General features: G+C 70.6%; 17 protein-coding genes. 7 read left to right on the forward strand and 10 right to left on the reverse strand.

Annotation, left to right across the window (positions count from 1 at the left end):
- Positions 1-18 precede the first annotated feature (18 nt).
- Positions 19-1317: an NAD(P)/FAD-dependent oxidoreductase gene (locus BLT78_RS14730; protein WP_090349688.1), complete on the reverse strand. Its 1299-nt coding sequence runs from the start codon at positions 1315-1317 to the stop codon at positions 19-21.
- A gap of 331 nt (positions 1318-1648) precedes the next feature.
- On the opposite strand from BLT78_RS14730, the gene BLT78_RS14735 reads away from it, so the two are divergent.
- Together BLT78_RS14735 and feaR are read left to right on the forward strand one after the other, a co-directional pair.
- Entirely contained in the window at positions 1649-3064 is a 1416-nt protein-coding gene (locus BLT78_RS14735; RefSeq protein WP_090349689.1) for an APC family permease, read from the forward strand.
- Positions 3065-3287: 223 nt separating this feature from the next.
- Positions 3288-4238, forward strand: coding sequence for a transcriptional regulator FeaR (gene feaR, locus BLT78_RS14740; RefSeq protein WP_090349690.1), 951 nt, complete (start codon positions 3288-3290; stop codon positions 4236-4238).
- Between the two features lie 59 nt (positions 4239-4297).
- Here feaR and BLT78_RS14745 read toward each other — a convergent pair whose 3' ends face one another.
- Together BLT78_RS14745 and BLT78_RS14750 are read right to left on the reverse strand one after the other, a co-directional pair.
- Entirely contained in the window at positions 4298-5509 is a 1212-nt protein-coding gene (locus BLT78_RS14745; RefSeq protein ID WP_090349691.1) for an aspartate aminotransferase family protein, read from the reverse strand.
- A complete protein-coding gene (locus BLT78_RS14750) occupies positions 5502-6221 on the reverse strand; it encodes an MOSC domain-containing protein (RefSeq protein ID WP_090349692.1) in 720 nt (239 codons plus the stop codon). Before BLT78_RS14750 ends, BLT78_RS14745 begins: the two co-directional genes overlap by 8 nt.
- 98 nt (positions 6222-6319) lie before the next feature.
- Between BLT78_RS14750 and BLT78_RS14755 the strand changes: the two genes are divergently transcribed.
- Positions 6320-7198 (forward strand): LysR family transcriptional regulator, encoded by an 879-nt coding sequence (locus BLT78_RS14755; RefSeq protein ID WP_090349693.1) that lies wholly within the window; start codon positions 6320-6322, stop codon positions 7196-7198.
- Positions 7199-7519: 321 nt separating this feature from the next.
- On the opposite strand, the gene BLT78_RS14760 is transcribed toward BLT78_RS14755, so the two are convergent.
- From BLT78_RS14760 to bioB, 7 genes are all read right to left on the reverse strand, one after another.
- On the reverse strand, positions 7520-9292 hold the full coding sequence (locus tag BLT78_RS14760; protein WP_090349694.1) for an acyl-CoA dehydrogenase C-terminal domain-containing protein: 1773 nt from the start codon (positions 9290-9292) through the stop codon (positions 7520-7522).
- 100 nt (positions 9293-9392) lie between these two features.
- Positions 9393-11198, reverse strand: coding sequence for an acyl-CoA dehydrogenase C-terminal domain-containing protein (locus BLT78_RS14765; protein ID WP_090349696.1), 1806 nt, complete (start codon positions 11196-11198; stop codon positions 9393-9395).
- A gap of 91 nt (positions 11199-11289) precedes the next feature.
- Complete coding sequence (gene bioD / locus BLT78_RS14770; protein ID WP_090349698.1) at positions 11290-11973, reverse strand: dethiobiotin synthase; 684 nt, start codon at positions 11971-11973, stop codon at positions 11290-11292.
- A 155-nt stretch (positions 11974-12128) separates the two neighbouring features.
- Entirely contained in the window at positions 12129-12926 is a 798-nt protein-coding gene (bioC, locus tag BLT78_RS14775; protein WP_090352337.1) for a malonyl-ACP O-methyltransferase BioC, read from the reverse strand.
- A gap of 138 nt (positions 12927-13064) precedes the next feature.
- Positions 13065-13787: an alpha/beta fold hydrolase gene (locus tag BLT78_RS14780; RefSeq protein WP_090349700.1), complete on the reverse strand. Its 723-nt coding sequence runs from the start codon at positions 13785-13787 to the stop codon at positions 13065-13067.
- Between the two features lie 2 nt (positions 13788-13789).
- Positions 13790-14962: an 8-amino-7-oxononanoate synthase gene (gene bioF, locus BLT78_RS14785; RefSeq protein WP_090352339.1), complete on the reverse strand. Its 1173-nt coding sequence runs from the start codon at positions 14960-14962 to the stop codon at positions 13790-13792.
- A gap of 86 nt (positions 14963-15048) precedes the next feature.
- Positions 15049-16101: a biotin synthase BioB gene (gene bioB, locus BLT78_RS14790; protein WP_090349702.1), complete on the reverse strand. Its 1053-nt coding sequence runs from the start codon at positions 16099-16101 to the stop codon at positions 15049-15051.
- 89 nt (positions 16102-16190) lie between these two features.
- On the opposite strand from bioB, the gene BLT78_RS14795 reads away from it, so the two are divergent.
- The 4 genes from BLT78_RS14795 (at position 16191) to rarD (ending at position 19256) form a co-directional block, all read left to right on the forward strand.
- Positions 16191-16967, forward strand: coding sequence for a ComF family protein (locus BLT78_RS14795; protein WP_231975637.1), 777 nt, complete (start codon positions 16191-16193; stop codon positions 16965-16967).
- 72 nt (positions 16968-17039) lie between these two features.
- On the forward strand, positions 17040-17219 hold the full coding sequence (locus tag BLT78_RS14800) for a hypothetical protein (protein WP_090349707.1): 180 nt from the start codon (positions 17040-17042) through the stop codon (positions 17217-17219).
- Between the two features lie 48 nt (positions 17220-17267).
- A complete protein-coding gene (locus BLT78_RS14805; protein WP_090349709.1) occupies positions 17268-18242 on the forward strand; it encodes a serine/threonine protein kinase in 975 nt (324 codons plus the stop codon).
- A 129-nt stretch (positions 18243-18371) separates the two neighbouring features.
- Entirely contained in the window at positions 18372-19256 is an 885-nt protein-coding gene (gene rarD / locus BLT78_RS14810; protein ID WP_090349712.1) for an EamA family transporter RarD, read from the forward strand.
- The last annotated feature ends 169 nt before the right edge of the window (positions 19257-19425 follow it).

Raw genomic sequence — 19425 nt, forward strand, 5'->3', positions numbered from 1 at the left:
CAATGAATGGTTCAACTGTCAGCGGCGCCCGGTCCAGTAGCCGGAGGCCTGGTGCCAGCACTTGCCGCCGGTCAGCAGCAGGGCGCGGAAGCGGTCCTTGCCGTGGATGGTGGCGCGGCGCACCGAGCTGATCAGGTCGTAGCGCGCCGAACCCTCGCTCATGCCCTCGGCCAGCACCTTGCAGACGATGTGGCTAGGGGTGACGCCGAAGCCCGAATAGCCCTGCACAAAGAAGGCGTTGGGCCGTCCCGGCAGCGCGCCGATCTGCGGGAACAGGTTGGCGCTGCAGGCCATCGGCCCGCCCCAGGCGAGGTCGATCTTCACGTCCTTGAGGTAGGGGAAGATCTTCAGCATCAGGTTGCGGTTCCAGGCCTTCAGGTCGCCCGGGATGTGCTCGATCAGCGGGGTGGCCGAGCCGAACAGCAGGCGGTTCTCGTTGGTGACGCGGTAGTAGTCGATCACCGGGCGGATGTCGCTGTAGGCGCCGCGGATCGGGCTGATGCGCTGGATCAGCTCGTCGGACAGCGGCTCGGTCATGATCTGGAAGGCGTAGGTGTTGATGGTGCTGCGGTGCAGCGCGGGCTCGAGCTTGTTGAGGAAGCTGTCGCAGGCCCACAGCAGCTTGCTGGCGCGCACCGAGCCCTTGGCGGTGCGCACCTCGATGCGCTCGCCGTAGCGGACTTCCAGCGCCGGGCTGTACTCGAAGATCTTCACTCCGTGCCCGGCCAGCGCCTTGGCCTCGCCGAGCAGCAGGTTGAGCGAGTGCACGTGGCCGCCGCCCATGTGCAGCAGTCCGCAGCTGTAGGCGTCGGAGCCGACGATGCGCTTGACCTCGCCGCCGGTGAGCAGGCCGATCTCCTGGTCCGGGGCGAGCTTCTTGAACTCGCTCTCCCAGGCGCGCAGGGTCTTCTCCTGGCGGGCGTTGAAGCCCATGTAGCCGTAGCCGTGGCGGAAGTCGGCGTCGATGCCGTACCTGTCGATGCGCGCCTTGATGATCTGCGCGCCCTGGTCGCTGATCTCGAAGATGCGGCGCAGGCCGTCCTCGCCGACGTCCGCCTTGATCGCCTCGAGATCGTGGCCGATGCCGGCCATCACCTGGCCGCCGTTGCGCCCGGAGCCGCCGAAGCCGATGTAGCGGCCTTCCAGCACGACGATGTTGTTGATGCCCTTCTCGGCCAGCTCCAGCGCGGTGTTGATGCCGGAGAAGCCGCCGCCGATCACCACCACGTCCGCGTCGAGATCGGCCTCCAGCGACGGGAAGCTCAGGTCGTATTTCTTGGTCGCCGTGTAGTAGGTCGGCGTTTCGATGTTGATCATGGCGCATTACCAGGGGGCGTTGGGATTGCCGGCCCGGAGCGCTGGGATCGCGCATCCGGATTGCCGCCTCGTTTCGTGAGCCTATTAGGCCGCCCACCTGCGGGGTCGTCTTGCCCGGCGCTGCCAGATTTCTTGCCCGAGACTGCCAGCCCCGGCACACGGCAAGCACAGTCAAGAAGCTCGGCAGGCAGGGGCAAGACGGCCCGCCCGACGCTGCTCAATGATCGATCCGACTTCGTTCGACCCCACCGTCTGCAGCGATGCAGCAACGCGGCCGACGGGGCACGACCGGCGCCAGGCGCCGCCCCCTCACCCGGAACGAGATACGCACATGAACAAGAGCACCGCGAGTGCCTCCGACACTCTTCTCCCCGACGCCGCCGGCAGCCCGGCGGTGAAGCGCGGCCTCGGCTTCGCCACCATGATCGCCATCTGCATCGGCGTGGTGGTGGTGCAGGGCAGCATGGTCAGCGCCCTGCAGGGCATCGGCTTCGGCGGCGCGGGCTTTCTCGCCGCCGCCGTGGTCGCCTTCCTCCTCGCCCAGTGCAACGCGCTGAGCTTCGCCGAGCTGTCGCTGATGTTCCCGCGCGCCGGCGGCACCCTCGGCAGCTACACCGAGGCGGCGCTCGGCCCGTTCCCGGCGATAGTCGCGGTGTACGCCGGCTACGTGGTGGTGGCGATGTTCGGCCTGTCGGCCGAGCTGCTGCTGGTCGATGCGGTGATCGCCCAGCTGTTCCCCGGCATGCTGCCGGAAATGGTCGTGCCGCTGGGCATCCTCGCCGTGCTGACCCTGCTCAACATCCTCGGCACCGACGTGTTCGCCCGCCTGCAGAACGTCTTCACCTTCGCCATGGTCGCCGCCCTGCTGCTGGTCGGCCTGACCGCGGTCACCGGCAGCGCCAACCCGGCGCCGGCCGAGCTGGCCGGCGCGGTGCAGTGGAGCTGGGACGGGATCCTCGACGGCAGCTTCCTCGGCCTGGTGGCGCTGGCCATGTGGCTGCTGGTCGGCGTCGAGTTCATCTGCCCGCTGATCCAGGAGGTGCGCAATCCCGAGCGCAACGTGCCGCGGGCGATGATGCTGTCGCTGTGCCTGATCTTCGCCATCTTCCTGCTGTTCTGCTGGGGCGCCAGCCGCTACCTGACGCTGGACACCCTGACCACCTCGCCGCTGCCCTACCTCGACTACGTCGACGCGGTATTCGGCAAGGCCGGGCTGATCGTCGCCACGGTGATGGCGGTGACCGCCACCTGCAGCACGGTCAACACCGTGCTCGCCTCGGTGCCGCGCATGCTGCACGGCATGGCGGTCAACGGCCAGTCGTTCCCGCAGCTCAAGCGCCTGCACCCGCGCTTCGCCACGCCGTGGGTGGCGATCCTGTTCATGGCCGGCATCATCGCCCTGCCCTTCCTGCTGCTGGGCATCGACTCGATCATCCCGCTGCTGATCGCCGCCTCGACCAGCTGGCTGCTGGCCTACATCATCGCCCACCTCGACGTGATCGTCCTGCGCCATCGCCAGCCCGGCCTGGCGCGGCCGTTCCGCACGCCGTTCTACCCGCTGCCGCAGCTGCTCGGCATCCTCGGCATGGGCTACGTGGCGCTGAACAACTCGCCGTCGCCGGAGATGACCCAGACCGTCTACAGCCTGGCCGGCGTGGTGCTGCTGATCGTCGGCGTGATCGCCGCGCTGTGGGTCAAGCTGGTGATGAAGCGCGGCCTGTTCCAGCCGGAGCTGCCCAGGGGCTGAGTCGCCACACCCCAGAAAGTGTTACCGAAGGGCGCCCGCGGGCGCCCTTCTCGTTTTTGCGTCGCCGCGAATAAAACCACGCCACGAGCTCTGGCCCGCGGCTTTGCCCCATACCAAAGGATGACGACCGGGCGTTGGCACGAAAATAGCTAACATGTTAACAATGTTACCGCCAACCCATCCCGAGTGGCGGCCACCGCCCACAGTCCCCATGAGGTGTAGCGTGAACGGCTTCCACAGTGCGCCCCAGACGTTCGACCACTGGCTGAAGGACCTGCACCGCGTGTGCGGCCACTTCGAGGCAACGCCGCCACAGGCGAGCGAACGCTTCGTCGGCGAGATCGCCCTGCACGACCATGGCGGCCTGGAGCTGGCGCACATCCGCACCAACGCGGGGCGCATCGCCCGCCAGCAGTGCCGCAGCGACCGCGGCGACGACCGCCACTGCTTCCTGGTGGTCAACCGCAGCGGCCACTCCGAGGTCCGCCAGGACAGCCACAGCATCCAGCTGGCGCCCGGCGACATGGCGCTGTTCGACTCCACGCGCGCCAGCGAGATCATCAGCGGCGACCTGATCGACCACGTGTCCTTCCACCTGTCGCGCGAGACCCTGTGCCGCCACTTCGCGCCCAACCAGCGGCTGTTCGGCAAGCTCGATCTGGGCAGCACCAGCGGCCGCCTGCTGGCCAGCCTGGCCGGGCAGATCCTCGCCGGCGACAGCGGGCAGACCGCCGCCAACGAGGGCAGCGCCCTGCAGGAAGCGCTGATCGCCCTGCTGCTGCCGACCCTGCGCGGCAGCGAGACGGCGCGCAGCGAACTGGGCGAGACGCCGCACGCCGCGCTGCTGCGCGACCAGGCGCAGCGGCTGATCGGCCAGCTGCTGCAGGAGGCGCACCTGAGCCCGCAGTACCTGGCCGAGCGCCTGCACATCTCCATCCGCCAGCTGTACCGGCTGTTCGAGGAACAGGGCGACAGCGTCTGCCGCTACATCCAGCGCCAGCGCCTGCAGCGAAGCGCCGACGACCTCGGCAACCCGCAACTGCGCCACGAGTCGATCACCCAGATCGCCTTCAAGTGGGGCTTCGCCGACTCGGCGCACTTCAGCCGCGCGTTCAAGAAGCAGTTCGAGCTGTCGCCCAAGGACTACCGGCTGCAGCGCCAGACCGCGCACTGAGCAAAAAAAACCCGGCACAGGGCGGGTGCCGGGCGAACCGAGGCACGCGGGCCTCTGGATCAGGCGCTGGCCAGTTCCTCGCGCTGGCGGGCCAGGCTGACGCGCAGCAGCGCACGCTCCAGGCGGCGCAGCATCTCGTCGATGTTGGCGTGGCTGACCGTCAGCGCCGGCGAGAAGCGCAGGATGTGTGGCTGCGGCGCGTTGACCAGCAGCCCCTCGTCCAGCGCCGCGCGCGCCACCGCCGGCGCCGCCAGGCGCTGCAGCGGCAAGCCCCAGAGCAGGCCGTGGCCACGCAGCGGGCCGTGGCCGTGACGCCGCGCCAGCTGCGCCAGTCCCGTGCTGAGGTGCTCGCCGAGTTCACGCACCTGCTCGAGGAAGCCCGGCTCCAGCACCGTCTGCAGCACCGCCAGGCCGGCGGCCAGCATCAGCGCGTTGCCGTGGTAGGTGCCGCCCTGCTCGCCCGGTTCCTGGCAGCAGGCGTTGCCGCGCGCCAGCACGGCGGCCAGCGGCACGCCGCCGCCGAGGCCCTTGCCGAGGGTGACGATGTCGGCGCGCACGCCGTACAGCTCCTCGGCGAGCAGCGCGCCGCAGCGGCCCATGCCGGTCTGCACCTCGTCGAGGATCAGCAGCACGCCGCGCGCACGGCACAGGCGCTCGGCGCCCTGCAGGTAGTCGAGGGCCGCCGGGATCACGCCGGCCTCGCCCTGCACCGGCTCGAGCAGCACCGCCACGGTGTGCGCGTCGATCGCCTGGGCCAGCGCCTCGAGATCGTTGTACGCCACCTTCTCGAAGCCCGGCAGCTTGGGTTCGAACAGCTGCTGGAAGGCCGGCTTGCCGGAGGCGGACATGGCGCCCAGGGTGCGGCCGTGGAAGCTGTGCCGCGCGGTGACGATGGTGAAGGCGCCGTCGCGGTGGCGCTGGCCCCACTTGCGCGCCAGCTTGATCGCCCCCTCGCAGGCTTCGGCGCCGCTGTTGAGGAAGTAGGCCTGGTCGCTGCCGGTGGCCTCGCACAGGCGCCCGGCCAGCTTGAGCAGGCCCGGGTGGTAGTAGGCCGCGCCGGGGTTGAGCAGGCGCTCGGCCTGGCGCTGCAGGGCCTCGACCACCACCCGCGGGCTGTGGCCGAGGCTGTTGACCGCCCAGCCCTGGGTGAAGTCGAGGTAGGCACGGCCCTCGCTGTCCCACAGCCAGGAACCCTGGCCGCGCACGAACACCTGTTCGGGACGCGCGACGCTGGGCATCAGGCGCAGGCTGGCCAGTTCGTCGTCACGCATGGCCGGCCTCCTCGCTGGCCTGCGGGATCGGCGCCGCGCGGCCGTACAGGCGCATCTGCCAGTCCTCGCGCTCGCCGCTGTCCAGGCGCTGCGCGGCGATGCGCCGCCAGCCCACCGCCAGCGCCTCGCAGGCGAGCATCCGGCGCAGCGCAGCGCGCTCCAGCGGGGCATGCACGAACCAGGCGAGCAACTGCGCCACGCTCAGCTCGGGATAGTGGCGCTGCACCAGCCGCAGCGGCGCCCGGGTGTCGACCGGGCCGGGGCGCAGTACGCGGTAGTGCCAGCCGCAGCGGCCGCTGTCCTGCAGCAGCGCCGGCAGCTCGGCGAGGTTCCAGCGCCGCGCCAGGCGGTAGTCGGGCAGGCAGGGCTGGCTGACCTCGAGCAGCGCCTCGCCCCAGCGCACCAGGTCGCCGACGCAGACGTCGGCCTCGACCAGGCCGAAGGTGGAGAGATTCTCGCCGCAGGCGGCCGGGCGCCACTTGCGCAGCGGGAAACGCTTGCGCCAGTGGCGGTAGTGTTCGGCCGGGTAATGCAGCAGGGCGCAGTCGGCGTCGCCCGGATGGCGCTGGCGGGCCAGGCTGTCGCCGGGCAGGCCGTCGCTGCCCAGCCAGAGTTCGCCGGCGATGCGCACCACCTCGCCGCCGCTGGACGGCGCGCCGCACAATTGTTCGACTTTGCCTATGAAAACTTCGCGGATCGGCATGCTGGGCATGGAGCGGATCACCTGTCTGCACCTGATGGGCGCTAGACTAGGGCGCGACCGGATCGCCGGCCATTTCGATTTTCCAGCATCTCTAATAAGTTCTGCTTATGGATTTTCGCCAGCTTCGCTATTTCGTCGCGCTCTACGAGGAAGGCCACGTCGGCCGCGCCGCCGAGCGCCTGAGCATTTCCCAGCCGGCGCTGTCGCAGCAGATCCGCCAACTGGAGGGCGAGCTGGAAGTGGCGCTGTTCCAGCGCAGCGGCAAGCGCCTGCTGCCGGCGCCGGCGGCGCACACCCTCTACCACCACGCCGTGCCGCTGCTCGACGGCCTGGCGCGCAGCCGCGAGGCGATGCGCGCGTTCCGCGGCCAGGCGCCGCGCAGCCTGGCCATCGGCGTGCTGCAGACGGTCAACGCCAGCCTGGTGCCGCTGCTGCTCGAGCGCCTGCGCGCGCTGCAGCCGCAGCTGGTGGTGCAGATCTACGAACTGTCGGGGATCGACATCGAGCGGCGCCTGCTCACCGGCAGCCTGGACGTCGGCATCGGCTTCCTGCCGCCGCGCCAGCCCGGCCTGCACAGCCTGCTGCTCTACGAGGACGAGCTGCAGCTGGTGATCCCCGCCGACCACCCGCTGCGCGAGTTCAGGAAGGTGTCGCTGGCGCAGGCCGCCGAACTGCCGATGCTGCTGCTCGGCGAGGAGTTCCGCATCCGCCAGATCTGGCAGGAGCAGCTGGCCGCCATCGGCCGTCGGCCGCGGGTGCAGGCCGAACTCAACCAGATGAACGGCATCCTCGACAGCCTGCCGCACAGCCAGCTGGCCTCGGTGCTGCCCGGCCGCGCCCGCCAGGTGCAGGGCCACGAGCAGTTGCTGTGGAAGCCGCTCAGCGAGCCGCGCGTGCCGTTGCAGGTGGGGCTGGTGTATCGCGACGCGCAGCGCCAGCAGGCGACCCTGGAACTGCTGCGCTCGGTGCTGGAGGGCGGGGGATGAGCTGGCCGGCTGCCGACCAGCGGACTGGCGCGGCGCCCGGTCTGGCGGGGGCAGGCGAGGCGGTCAGTCGCCGGCCGGACTGGCGAGGGCGAAAAACGCGCCGCAAAAAAGAAACCCCGCCGAGGCGGGGTTCTTGCAGACCGTGTCCTGACATCCATAATCGCCCCACCTTCCTGGTGGGATCCCTGTAATCCGTGTTCTGATTCGCGCTTCCTGCGCCAAGTCCAGATGTGCTCAGATTAGTCCCGGAGTACCCGCAAGCCTAGAGCGGTTATTCCCCGCGTTGTGTAAGCCAATGCTTACATGTCAGCCCATCCTGTTTCAGAACTGAAACGGCTGCAGTTCGTAGAGTGACGCACTGCCGGCGCGCACCGCCACGGCCAGCGCCTGGCTGCGCGGCAGCAGACGGGCGAAGTAGAAGCGCGCGGTGGCCAGCTTGGCGACGTGGAAATCGTCGCCCTGCCCCAGCGCCGCCGCGGCCATGCGCGCCCACAGCCAGGCGAAGGCGGTGTAGCCGAACAGGTGCAGGTACTCCACCGCCGCGGCGCCGATCTCGCGGGCATCCTCGCCGCCCCGGGCGATCAGCCACTCGCTGACCTCGTCGAGGCGGTCCAGCGCCTGCGCCAGCGGCACGCTGAACTCGGCCAGTTCGGGGCCGGCCGCGGCGATGAAGGCGCGCACCTCGGCGCTGAACGGCCGGTACAGCGCGCCGTCGCTGCCGACCAGCTTGCGCCCGGCCAGGTCGAGGGCCTGGATGCCGTTGGTGCCTTCGTAGATCTGGGTGATGCGCACGTCGCGCACCAGCTGCTCCTGGCCCCACTCGCGGATGTAGCCGTGGCCGCCGTACACCTGCTGGCCGAGCACGCAGACCTCGAGGCCGAGGTCGGTGAGGAAGGCCTTGGCCACCGGGGTGAGCAGCGCCACCAGGGCCTCGGCGCGTTCGCGCTCGGCGGCATCGGCGGCGTATTTCGCCGCATCCAGCTGCAGCGCCACGTAGCTGGAGAAGGCCCGCCCGCCCTCGGTGAGCGCCTTCATGGTCAGCAGCATGCGCCGCACGTCGGGGTGCTCGATGATCGGGTCGGCCGGCTGCTGCGGCGCCTGCACGCCGTGCGGGGCACGGCTCTGCAGGCGCTCGCGGGCGTAGGCCAGCGCGTTCTGGTACGAACGCTCGCCGGCCGCCAGGCCCTGGATGCCGACCGCCAGGCGCTCGTAGTTCATCATGGTGAACATGGCGGCGAGGCCCTTGTGCGGCTCGCCGATCAGCCAGGCCGTCGCGCCGTCGTAGTTCATCACGCAGGTGCTGGCGCCGCGGATGCCCATCTTGTGCTCGATCGAGCCGCAGCTGACGGCGTTGCGCGCGCCGAGGCTGCCGTCGGCATTCACCAGCAGCTTGGGCACCAGGAACAGCGAGATGCCGCGCGAGCCGGCCGGCGCGTCGGGCAGGCGGGCCAGCACCAGGTGGACGATGTTGGCGGTGAGATCCTGCTCGCCGCCGGTGATGAAGATCTTGCTGCCGCTGAGCCGGTAGCTGCCATCGGCCTGCGGCTCGGCGCGGCTGCGGATCAGGCCGAGGTCGGTGCCGGCGTGCGGCTCGGTCAGGCACATCACCCCGGCCCACTCGCCGCTGTACAGCCTGGGCAGATACCGCGCCTTGAGCGCCTCGTCGGCATGCGCGCTCAGCTCCAGGCAGGCGCCGGCGGTGAGCATCGGGTAGAGGGCGAAGGCCAGGTTGGCCGAGTTGAGCATCTCCTCGACCTGCGCGCCGAGCGCCTTGGGCATGCCCAGGCCGCCATGCTGCGGATCGCCGCAGATGCCCAGCCAGCCGCCTTCGGCCCAGGCCCGCCAGGCCGCCGGGAAGCCGGCCGGGGTGCGCACCGCGCCGTCCTGCCAGTGGCAGCCCTCCTCGTCGCCGCTGCGGTTGAGCGGGGCGATGCTGGCGGCGGTCAGCTTGCCGGCCTCCTCCAGCACGGCCGCCAGGGTTTCACTATCCGCCACGCCGGCCAGCGCCGGCATCCGCGCCCACTGGGCAGGGGCGTCGAGGACCTCCTCGAGGACGAAGCGCATGTCGCGCAGGGGAGCCTGGTAGTCGGCCATCGGTGCATTCCTCGCGTGATGCTTGTTGTTTCCCTGGTAGGGGCGAATTCATTCGCCTGACAGTACCGCGTGGGCGAATGAATTCGCCCCTACAGGCGCCTCAATGGCCGAGCTCGAACTCCTCCTCGGCCATCGCCATCAGGCTGGCGGCGCCGGCCTGGATGCAGGCGACGTGGCTGCGGGTGCGCGGCAGGATGCGCTGGTAGTAGAAGCGCGCGGTGTGCAGCTTGGCGCGGTAGAAGGCTGCCTCGCCGCTGCCGGCGGCCAGCTTTTCCTGGGCCACGCGCGCCATGTCGGCCCAGAAGTACGCCAGGCAGGCGTAGCCGGAGTACATCAGGTAGTCCACCGCCGCGGCGCCGACCTCCTCGCGGTCCTGCATGGCCTGCATGCCGATCCGCAGGGTCAGTTCGCCCCACTCCTTGTTCAGCTGCGCCAGCGGCGCGACGAACTCGGCCAGCTGCGCATCGCCCTCGTGGGCCTTGCAGAACCTGTGTACCACCCTGGTGAAGGCCTTGAGCGTCTCGCCCTGGGTCAGCAGCACCTTGCGCCCGAGCAGGTCGAGCGCCTGGATGCCGGTGGTGCCCTCGTACAGCAGCGCGATGCGGCTGTCGCGGGCGTTCTGCTCCATGCCCCACTCGGCGATGTAGCCGTGGCCGCCGAACACCTGCATGCCCAGGCTGGCGCTCTCGAAGCCGGTCTCGGTGGCGAAGGCCTTGGCGATCGGGGTGAGGAAGGCCAGCAGGGTGTCGGCCTCCTGCTTCGCCGCCTCGTCGCTGCTGTAGCGCACCACGTCGACCAGCTTGGCGGCGTAGTAGATCAGCGCGCGGTTGCCCTCGGCGAAGGCCTTGATGGTCAGCAGCATGCGCCGCACGTCGGGGTGGACGATGATCGGATCGGCCGGCTTGTCCGGCGCCTTGGCTCCGCTCAGTGCGCGCATCTGCAGGCGCTCGCGGGCGTACTTCAGCGCGCCCTGGAAGGCCACCTCGGCGTGCGCCAGGCCCTGCAGCGCAGTGCCGATGCGCGCGGTGTTCATGAAGGTGAACATGCACTTGAGGCCTTCGTTGGCCGGGCCGATCAGGTAGCCGGTGGCGCCGTCGAAGTTCATCACGCAGGTGGCGTTGCCGTGGATGCCCATCTTGTGTTCCAGCGAGCCGCAGGACAGTGCGTTGCGCTGACCGAGGCCGCCGTCCGCCGCGGGCAGGAACTTGGGCACGATGAACAGCGAGATGCCCTTGGTGCCTTCGGGGGCGTCGGGCAGGCGGGCGAGGACGATGTGCACGATGTTCTCCGCCAGATCGTGCTCGCCGGCGGAGATGAAGATCTTGGTGCCGCTGATCCGGTAGCTGCCGTCGGCCTGCGGCTCGGCGCGGGTGCGCAGCAGGCCGAGGTCGGAGCCGCACTGCGGCTCGGTCAGGCACATGGTGCCGGTCCACTCGCCGGACACCAGCCTGGGCAGGTAGGTGGCCTGCTGCTCGGTGCTGCCGTGCGCCGACAGGGTGTTCATCGCGCCGTGGGCCAGCCCCGGATACATGCCCCAGGCCCAGTTGGCCTCGCCGACCAGCTCGCTGACCACCAGCCCCAGCGACTCCGGCAGGCCCTGGCCGCCGTGCTCCGGCTCGTGGGCCAGGCTCGGCATGCCCAGCTCGACGTACTGGCGGTAGGCCTCCTTGAAACCGCTCGGGGTCTTCACCCCCTCGGCCGTCCAGGTGCAGCCCTCGAGGTCGCCGACCCGGTTGAGCGGCGCCAGCACCTCCTCGCAGAACTGCGCGGTCTGCTCGAGGATGGCGTCGACCACGTCGGGGGTGGCGTCCTGGCAGGCGGGCAGGCTCTGGTAGTGCTGCGGGTAGCCGAGCAGCTCGTCGCGGACGAAACGCAGGTCGCGCAGGGGGGCATGGTACTCGGGCATGGTGATCGTCCTCTGAAAACCTTTTGTTGTCGTTCAGGGACAGTATGACCGATCGGCCCCGCCGGCAAGCCGGCGAAGGTGTAGGGGTGTTTCAGCCCAGCAGTGGCGCCAGATCGAGGTGCGCCGCCACCGTCGCCGGGGTCGCCGCCGCCAGGCGCGGCACGCGGCCGAGGCAGGGCGCCGGCAGGCGCTCGGCCAGGGTGGCGAGGTTCTCCTCCAGCCGCGAGGTGGCCGGATCGACCACGTTGGCCACCCAGCCGGCCAGGGTCAGACCGTCGTGCTCGATGGCCTCGGCGCTCAGCAGCGCATGGTTGATGCAGCCCAGGCGCACGCCGACCACCAGGATCACCGGCAGCTGCAGGGCCACCGCCAGATCGGCCAGGCTCTCGCCGCCGGCCAGCGGCACCCGCCAGCCGCCGGCGCCCTCGATCAGGCTGAAGTCGGCGCCGTGCGCCAGCACCCGGCGCACGTGCGGCAGCAGAGCGGCGACGTTGAGCTCGACGCCGACCTCGCGCGCCGCCAGGTGCGGGGCGATGGCCGGCTCGAAGGCGAACGGGTTGACCTCGGCGTAGTCCAGCGCCAGCGAGCACTCGCCGAGCAGCGCCAGCGCATCGCCGTTGCGCAATCCGTCCGGGGTGCGCTGGCAGTCGGAAGCCACCGGCTTGGCCGCCGCGGTGGACAGCCCGCGCTGGCGCGCGGCGTGCAGCAGGCCGGCGGCCACGGTGGTCTTGCCGATCTCGGTGTCGGTGCCGGCGATGAAGAAGGCGGCGCTCATGGTGGTGATCCTCGCGGTACGAATTCAGGGCATGCCACCGGCGTATCGGTGGAAAATCGCTGCGCGAGTTTTCCACCCTACCCAGGGCCGGCATAGGGTGGAAAACGACCGCAGGTCTTTTCCACCAGCCTGCGGCTCAGGCGTTGTCGATCGGCTCAGGGCTTGCGCAGCACCCCGTACACCACCTGCCAGCTGGCCGGCAGGCCCTGGGCGTCGCGGAAGCGCTCGTAGGCCTCGACCAGCGCGCGCACCCGCGCGCGACCGGTGAGGCCGCCGGGGCGGCCGGGGTTGAGGTTGTGCGCGCCGAGCGCCTTGAGTTCATGGGTCAGCTGGCGCAGGTCGGCGTAGTGCAACACGCGGCGTTCCGTCGCCAGTTCGAGCACTTCCAGGCCGCTGGCGGCGCACAGCGCCCGGTAGTCCTCGATGCGGCGGAAGCGGTTGACGTGGACGAAGCCGTCCACCGCCTGCCAGCTGCCCTGCAGCTCCTGCAGGGTGCCGACGCACAGGCTGCTGAAGGCCAGCACGCCGCCCGGCGCCAGCACGCGGCGCGCCTCGCCGAGCACGGCGGCGAAGTCCGCGCACCACTGCAGGGCCAGGCTGGAGAAGATCAGCTGCTGGCTGGCGCTGGCCAGCGGCAGGTGCTCGGCGTCGCCGCAGACGAACTGGGTCGCGCCACCGAGCGGGCGGGCGTGGCGCAGCATGCCCTCGGCGATGTCCAGCGCGGTGCCGCTCGCCTGCGGGAAGCGCGCGGCCAAGGCGCGGCTGAAGTGGCCGGTGCCGCTGCCCAGGTCGAGCCAGCGTTGCGGCACGAAATCGGCCGGCAGGCGCGCCAGCAGCTCGGCGCCGACCGCGCGCTGCAGTTCGGCGACGCTGTCGTAGCTGGCCGCGGCGCGCGAGAAGGAGGCGGCGACCTGGCGCTTGTCCGGCGCGACGGGAATCCGGGACTCGCTCATGCCCATCGCCCCGAAGCTCGGCCCGGGATGCGCATGGCGCACCCTACGACTGGTCGTGTCGGCTCGACCGTAGGGGACGCCGCGCACACCGAATGGGCGACGCCGGCCGGGATGCACCCAAGGTGCGCGTGGCGCACCCTACGCATCATCGGCCTCGCGGACGAATTCGGCGAGCAGCGCGGCCAGCGCCTGCGGCTGCTCAAGGACAACGGCGTGGCCGCAACCCTCCAGCAGGTCGACCTCGCCGGCCGGCAGCAGGCCCAGCAGAGCTTCGGTCGCCTCGGCCGGCACCAGCGCGTCGGCCTCGGCCAGCAGGTGCAGCTGCGGGCCGGCGAAGCTCGCCAGCGCGGCGCGGTTGTCCAGCGCGGCCAGCACGTCGAGGCCGGCGAGCAGTTGCGCCGGCGCCTGCGCCGGCAGGCCCTGCTGCAGCTGGCGGCCGAGCGCGCGGGCGTCCGCACAGCCCTGGGCGCAGAGCATGGCGAAGCGCTTGAGGGTGGTGGCGGCATCGCTGGCGCAGCCGGCGCGGAAGGCGGCGAAGGTCTCGCTGTCCATCGCCGTCGGCCAGCCGTCGCGGGCGACGAAGCAGGCGTTGCTGGCCAGGGTGACGAGGCCCGGGCAGCGCGCGCCGCGCCGCGCGGCCAGCGCGGCGGCGAGCATGCCGCCGAGCGACCAGCCGCCCAGCCAGCAGTCGGCGTCCAGGCGGGCGTCCAGCTCGGCCAGCCAGACCTCGGGATCGGCGGACTCCAGCGCCGGCAGTTCGGCCAGCTCGGCGGCCAGGCCCTGTTCGTTGAGGGCGGCGACCAGCGCTTGCAGCGCGGCCGGGCCGAGGCCCCAGCCGGGCAGCAGGATCAGTTTGCTCATGTTCATTGCTCCATCGGCGGCAGCAGGGCCTGACACTCGCCCAGCGCGGCGAGCAGGCGCTCGAGCTGCTCGAACGTGTGCGCGGCGGACAGGGTCACGCGCAGGCGCGCGGTGCCGGCCGGCACGGTGGGCGGACGGATCGCGCCGACCATCAGGCCGCGCTCGCGCAGCAGGCGGGAAAACTCGACGGCGCGGGCGCTGTCGCCGATCAGCAGCGGCTGGATCGGCGTCGGGCTGTCCATCAGGGTCAGGCCCAGCTCGGCGGCGCCGGCGCGGAAGCGTGCGATCAGCGCATTCAGGTGCTCGCGGCGCCAGCTTTCCGTGCGCAGCAGCTCGAGGCTCTTCAGGGTGGCGCAGGCCACCGCCGGCGGCTGGCTGGTGGTGTAGATGTACGGGCGGGCGAACTGGATCAGCGTCTCGATCAGTTCCTCGCTGCCGGCGACGAAGGCGCCGGCGGTGCCGAAGGCCTTGCCGAGGGTGCCGACCAGCACCGGCACGTCGTCCAGGCCGAGGCCGAAGTGCTCGACGATGCCGCCGCCGCTGGCGCCCAGCGGGCCGAAGCCGTGGGCGTCGTCGACCATCAGCCAGGCGCCCTTCTGCTTTGCCGCGGCGCACAGCGCCGGCAGGTCGGCCAGATCGCCGTCCATGCTGAACACGCCGTCGGTCACCACCAGGCTGTTGCCGCTCGCCTTGTCCAGACGGCTGGCCAGGCTGGCCGCATCGTTGTGCAGGTAGCGCGAGAAGCGCGCGCCGGAGAGCAGGCCGGCATCCAGCAGCGAGGCGTGGTTGAGGCGGTCCTCCAGCACGCTGTCGCCCTGGCCGACCAGCGCGGTGACCGCAGCGAGGTTGGCCATGTAGCCGGTGGAGAACAGCAGCGCGCGCGGCCGGCCGGTGAATTCGGCGAGCGCCTCCTCCAGCGCGTGGTGCGGCTGGCTGTGGCCGATCACCAGGTGCGAGGCGCCGCCGCCGACGCCCCATTGGGCGGCGCCGGCCTGCAGCGCGGCGATCACCTCGGGGTGGTTGGCCAGGCCGAGGTAGTCGTTGGAGCAGAAGGCCAGGAGCGGCTGGCCGTCGACCACCACTTGCGGCCCCTGCGGGCTTTCGAGCAGCGGGCGCTGGCGGAACAGGTTGTCGGCGCGGCGGGCGGCGAGACGGGCGGCGAGGTCGAAGGGCACGGCGTGGCTCCAGGCGACAAACGGCATGTAGGGGCGAATTCATTCGCCCAGGACGCGCCCAGGCGAATGAATTCGCCCCTACAGGATCAGACGGAAGCGGCGTCGTGGAACAGCTGCGAATTGCGCTGCTCGACCAGCGCCTGCTCGATGGCGGCCTGGTGCACCTCGTCGGCGTGCTCCTCGCGCGCTTCCGGCTTGATGCCCAGGCGCTGGAACAGGCGCATGTCGCGGTCGGCCTCGGGGTTGCCGGTGGTCAGCAGCTTCTCGCCGTAGAAGATCGAGTTGGCACCGGCGAGGAAGGCCAGCGCCTGCATCTGGTCGTTCATCTGCTCGCGGCCGGCGGACAGGCGCACGTGCGACTTGGGCATGAGGATGCGCGCCACCGCCAGGGTGCGGATGAAGTCGAACGGATCGACGTCCTCGGCCTCGGCCAGCGGGGTGCCCTTGACCTTGACCAGCATGTTGATCGGCACCGACTCCGGGTGCTCGGGCAGGTTGGCCAGCTGGATCAGCAGGCCCAGGCGGTCGTCCAGCGACTCGCCCATGCCGAGGATGCCGCCGGAGCAGATCTTCATGCCCGCCTCGCGCACGTAGGACAGGGTCTGCAGGCGCTCGGCGTAGGTGCGGGTGGTGATGATGTTGCCGTAGAACTCCGGCGAGGTGTCGAGGTTGTGGTTGTAGTAGTCGAGGCCGGCGTCGGCCAGGGCCATGGTCTGCTCCTGGCTGAGGGTGCCGAGGGTCATGCAGGTCTCAAGGCCCATGGCCTTGACGCCCTTGACCATCTCCAGCACGTAGGGCATGTCCTTGGCGCTCGGGTGCTTCCACGCCGCGCCCATGCAGAAGCGGCTCGAGCCGATGGCCTTGGCCTCGGCGGCGGCCTGGAGGACCTTCTGCACCTCCATCAGCTTTTCCTTGTCGAGGCCGGTGTTGTAGTGGCCGGACTGCGGGCAGTACTTGCAGTCTTCCGGGCAGGCGCCGGTCTTGATCGACAGCAGGGTCGACACCTGCACCTCGTTGGCGTTGAAGTGCTGGCGGTGCACGCCCTGGGCCTGGAAGATCAGATCGTTGAACGGCTGGGTGAACAGGGCGCGGACTTCGTCGAGGGTCCAGTCGTGGCGCAGGGAAGCGGTGGCACTCATCGGGCGGTGTTCCTTGTCATGCAGGCTGAACGCCCTGCTAGAGTGGCGGGGCGGCACGGATGCCGCATCTTCTCCGGGCGGCGGAGAAGATGTCAACTGCAGGGCAGCGCATGGTTTACCAGTGGATAAAAAACAGCCAGTTCGACCTGGGCGCCGCGTTGCGCCGGCTGCGGCTCGCCGCCGGTCCCGCCGCCTGCCTGCTCTGCGACCTGCACGCCGACACCAGCCACGCCCTGTGCGGCGCCTGCCAGGACGAACTGCCCTGGCTCGGCGCGCACTGCAGCGTCTGCGCCCTGCCGCTGCCGGCGGCGGGCCTGACCTGCGCCCACTGCCTGCGCCGCCCGCCGAACTTCGCCCGGGTCGAGGCGCCATGGCGCTACGCCTTCCCGGTCGATGCGCTGATCACCCGTTTCAAGCACCAGAGCGCCTGGCCGCTCGGCCGCCTGCTCGCCGGACTGCTCGCCGAGCACCTGCGCCACGCCCATCTGGAAGGGCTGCCCAGGCCCGAGCTGCTGCTGCCGGTGCCGCTGGCCCGCGCGCGCCTGCGCCGGCGCGGCTTCAACCAGGCGGCGCTGCTCGCCCGCTGGCTGGGCGAGGCCCTGCGCATGGAGGTGCGCGAGGATCTCGTGCTGCGCCCGCAGGACACCGCCGCCCAGCAGGGCCTGGACGCCGCCGCGCGCAAGCGCAACCTGCGCGGCGCCTTCGCCCTGAGCGACGCGCCGGCCGTGGCCGGCCGCCATGTGGCGCTGGTCGACGACGTGCTGACCACCGGCGCCACCGTCGAGGCGCTGGCGCGCCTGCTGCGCCGGGCGGGCGCGACGCGGGTCGACATCTATTGTCTGGCGCGTACCCCGGCGCCGGACTGAAGGACGGCCGCTGCTGGGCTACGCTTGGCGCAGAGGGAACGCATCAGCCATCAGGTCGGGGGAACAAAAGCCATGAGCATCGTCCACTGCCGCGAATGCCATCAGGAAGTCGAGCGCCACGCGCGGATCTGCCCGCACTGCAACGCGGAGATCCCCGGCGAGGGCAAGCTGCTGCTGACCGCCAAGTACTGCCTGTTCTTCGTGATCCTCGGCGCATTGATGTACGCCCTGTTCAACTTCATCGGCGGCTGAAGCGACTGCCACGGGGTACACTCCAGGGTCATCGATCTGGAGCCCGTCATGAGCCACCCCTTCTCCGCCCTCACCCCCGACCTGGTGCTGGACGCCGTGGAAAGCCTCGGCTTTCTCAGCGACGCCCGCGTGCTGGCGCTGAACAGCTACGAGAACCGCGTCTACCAGGTCGGCATCGAGGGCGAGGCGCCGCTGATCGCCAAGTTCTACCGCCCCGGGCGCTGGAGCGATGCGGCGATCCGCGAGGAGCACGCCTTCAGTTTCGAGCTGGAGGCGCACGAGGTGCCGGTGGTGGCGCCGCTGCAGGTCGGCGGCGACAGCCTGTTCGCGCACGCCGGCTTCCGCTTCGCGCTGTTCCCGCGCCGCGGCGGCCACGCGCCGGAGCCGGGCGATCTGGACCAGCTGTACCGCTTCGGCCAGCTGCTCGGCCGCCTGCACGCGATCGGCGCCAGCCGGCCGTTCCAGCACCGCGAGACGCTGACGGTGGCCAACTTCGGCCATGAGTCGCTGGCGACCCTGCTGGACGGCGGCTTCGTCCCCGCCAGCCTGCGCCCGGCCTACGCGTCGGTGGCGCGCGACCTGCTGGCGCGCCTGGATGAACTGTTCGCCCGCATCGACTACACCCCGATCCGCCTGCACGGCGACTGCCACCCCGGCAACCTGCTGTACCGCGACGAACGCTTCCACATCGTCGACCTCGACGACTGCCGCATGGGCCCGGCGGTGCAGGACCTGTGGATGCTGCTGGCCGGCGAGCGCCAGGAACGCCTGCGCCAGATCGCCGAGCTGATCGACGGCTACCAGGAGTTCCACGACTTCGCGCCGCGCGAGCTGGCGCTGATCGAGGGCCTGCGCAGCCTGCGCCTGATCCACTACAGCGCCTGGCTGGCGCGGCGCTGGGACGATCCGGCGTTTCCGCCGAGCTTTTCCTGGTTCGGCAGCGAACGCTACTGGGGCGAGCAGGTGCTGACCCTGCGCGAGCAACTGGCGGCGCTCGACGAGGAGCCGCTGCGGCTCTGGTGACTGTAAGGAAAAGCTGACGGCCACTTGCCGACCGGTCCCCCGCAGGTCGCCTGCACGACAGACAGTCCCGGCGCCCGGCACTAGAATGGTGCGACAAATTACTTAGCTTCCTAATATTCAGGAGCCTGCATGACTACCGTCAACCCGCGCCGCGGGTATCTGCTCGGACTGACCGCCTATGTGATCTGGGGCCTGTTTCCGCTCTACTTCAAGCTGCTGGCGAGCATTCCCGCGCTGGAGATCGTCGTCCACCGCGTGCTGTGGTCGGCGCTCGGCGCCGGCCTGCTGCTGCTGCTGTGGAAGCACCCCGGCTGGTGGCGCGAGCTGCGCGACAACCCCGGCCGCTTAGGCGTGCTGACCCTATCCGGTCTGCTGATCGCCGCCAACTGGCTGATCTACGTATGGGCGGTGAACAACGCGCACATGGTCGAGGCCAGCCTGGGCTACTACATCAACCCGCTGATCAACGTGCTGCTTGGCCTGCTGCTGCTCGGCGAGCGCCTGCGCCGCCTGCAGTGGCTGGCGGTGGGGCTGGCCGCCATCGGCGTCGCCCAGCAGGTCTGGCAGCTCGGCAGCCTGCCCTGGGTGTCGCTGCTGCTGGCACTGTCGTTCGCCTTCTACGGCCTGCTGCGCAAGCGCGCTCCGGTGGCGGCGCTGCCCGGTCTGGCGGTGGAGACCTGGCTGCTGCTGCCGCTGGCGCTCGGCTGGCTGTGGCTGCACCCGGACGCCAACAGCAGCCAGCAGGCCTTCTGGGGCAGTTCGCAGGCGCTGTGGCTGCTGATGGCCGGGCCGGTGACCGTGCTGCCGCTGCTGTGCTTCAACGCCGCCGCCCGCCACCTGCCCTACGCCACCCTGGGCTTCCTGCAATATCTGGCGCCGACCCTGGTGCTGCTGCAGGCGGTGTTCTTCTTCGGCGAGACGCTGGAACCGGCCCGGCTGCTGGCCTTCGCCTGCATCTGGGCCGCGCTGGTGGTGTACAGCCTGGATGCCGGCCTGGCCCTGCGCCGCGCCTGATCTTTTTTCGCGCAAACCCGTGCAGGCCGCGCCGGCCGTGGCCTGCACGGCCTTGCCCCAAGCTTATCCACACGCCGATCCCCACCGATTGTGCACAAGGCGACTGCTCAGAAAATCGCCAGTCGCCCGCCAGACCCCGCCGCTGCTGCGCCCCGGCCATCCATCCCGA

Origin of the sequence: Pseudomonas oryzae (genome assembly GCF_900104805.1) — a bacterium.
GTDB lineage: Bacteria > Pseudomonadota > Gammaproteobacteria > Pseudomonadales > Pseudomonadaceae > Geopseudomonas > Geopseudomonas oryzae.

Coding starts and splice junctions, on each gene's coding strand:
- rarD (WP_090349712.1), top strand. CDS start 18,372: ATGACTACCGTCAACCCGCGCCGCGGGTATCTGCTCGGACTGACCGCC.
- BLT78_RS14745 (WP_090349691.1), bottom strand. CDS start 5,509: ATGCGTGACGACGAACTGGCCAGCCTGCGCCTGATGCCCAGCGTCGCG.
- BLT78_RS14795 (WP_231975637.1), top strand. CDS start 16,191: ATGTCAACTGCAGGGCAGCGCATGGTTTACCAGTGGATAAAAAACAGC.
- BLT78_RS14800 (WP_090349707.1), top strand. CDS start 17,040: ATGAGCATCGTCCACTGCCGCGAATGCCATCAGGAAGTCGAGCGCCAC.
- BLT78_RS14730 (WP_090349688.1), bottom strand. CDS start 1,317: ATGATCAACATCGAAACGCCGACCTACTACACGGCGACCAAGAAATAC.
- BLT78_RS14780 (WP_090349700.1), bottom strand. CDS start 13,787: ATGAGCAAACTGATCCTGCTGCCCGGCTGGGGCCTCGGCCCGGCCGCG.
- BLT78_RS14755 (WP_090349693.1), top strand. CDS start 6,320: ATGGATTTTCGCCAGCTTCGCTATTTCGTCGCGCTCTACGAGGAAGGC.
- BLT78_RS14750 (WP_090349692.1), bottom strand. CDS start 6,221: ATGCCCAGCATGCCGATCCGCGAAGTTTTCATAGGCAAAGTCGAACAA.
- BLT78_RS14735 (WP_090349689.1), top strand. CDS start 1,649: ATGAACAAGAGCACCGCGAGTGCCTCCGACACTCTTCTCCCCGACGCC.
- bioB (WP_090349702.1), bottom strand. CDS start 16,101: ATGAGTGCCACCGCTTCCCTGCGCCACGACTGGACCCTCGACGAAGTC.
- BLT78_RS14765 (WP_090349696.1), bottom strand. CDS start 11,198: ATGCCCGAGTACCATGCCCCCCTGCGCGACCTGCGTTTCGTCCGCGAC.
- BLT78_RS14805 (WP_090349709.1), top strand. CDS start 17,268: ATGAGCCACCCCTTCTCCGCCCTCACCCCCGACCTGGTGCTGGACGCC.
- BLT78_RS14760 (WP_090349694.1), bottom strand. CDS start 9,292: ATGGCCGACTACCAGGCTCCCCTGCGCGACATGCGCTTCGTCCTCGAG.
- bioC (WP_090352337.1), bottom strand. CDS start 12,926: ATGAGCGAGTCCCGGATTCCCGTCGCGCCGGACAAGCGCCAGGTCGCC.
- bioD (WP_090349698.1), bottom strand. CDS start 11,973: ATGAGCGCCGCCTTCTTCATCGCCGGCACCGACACCGAGATCGGCAAG.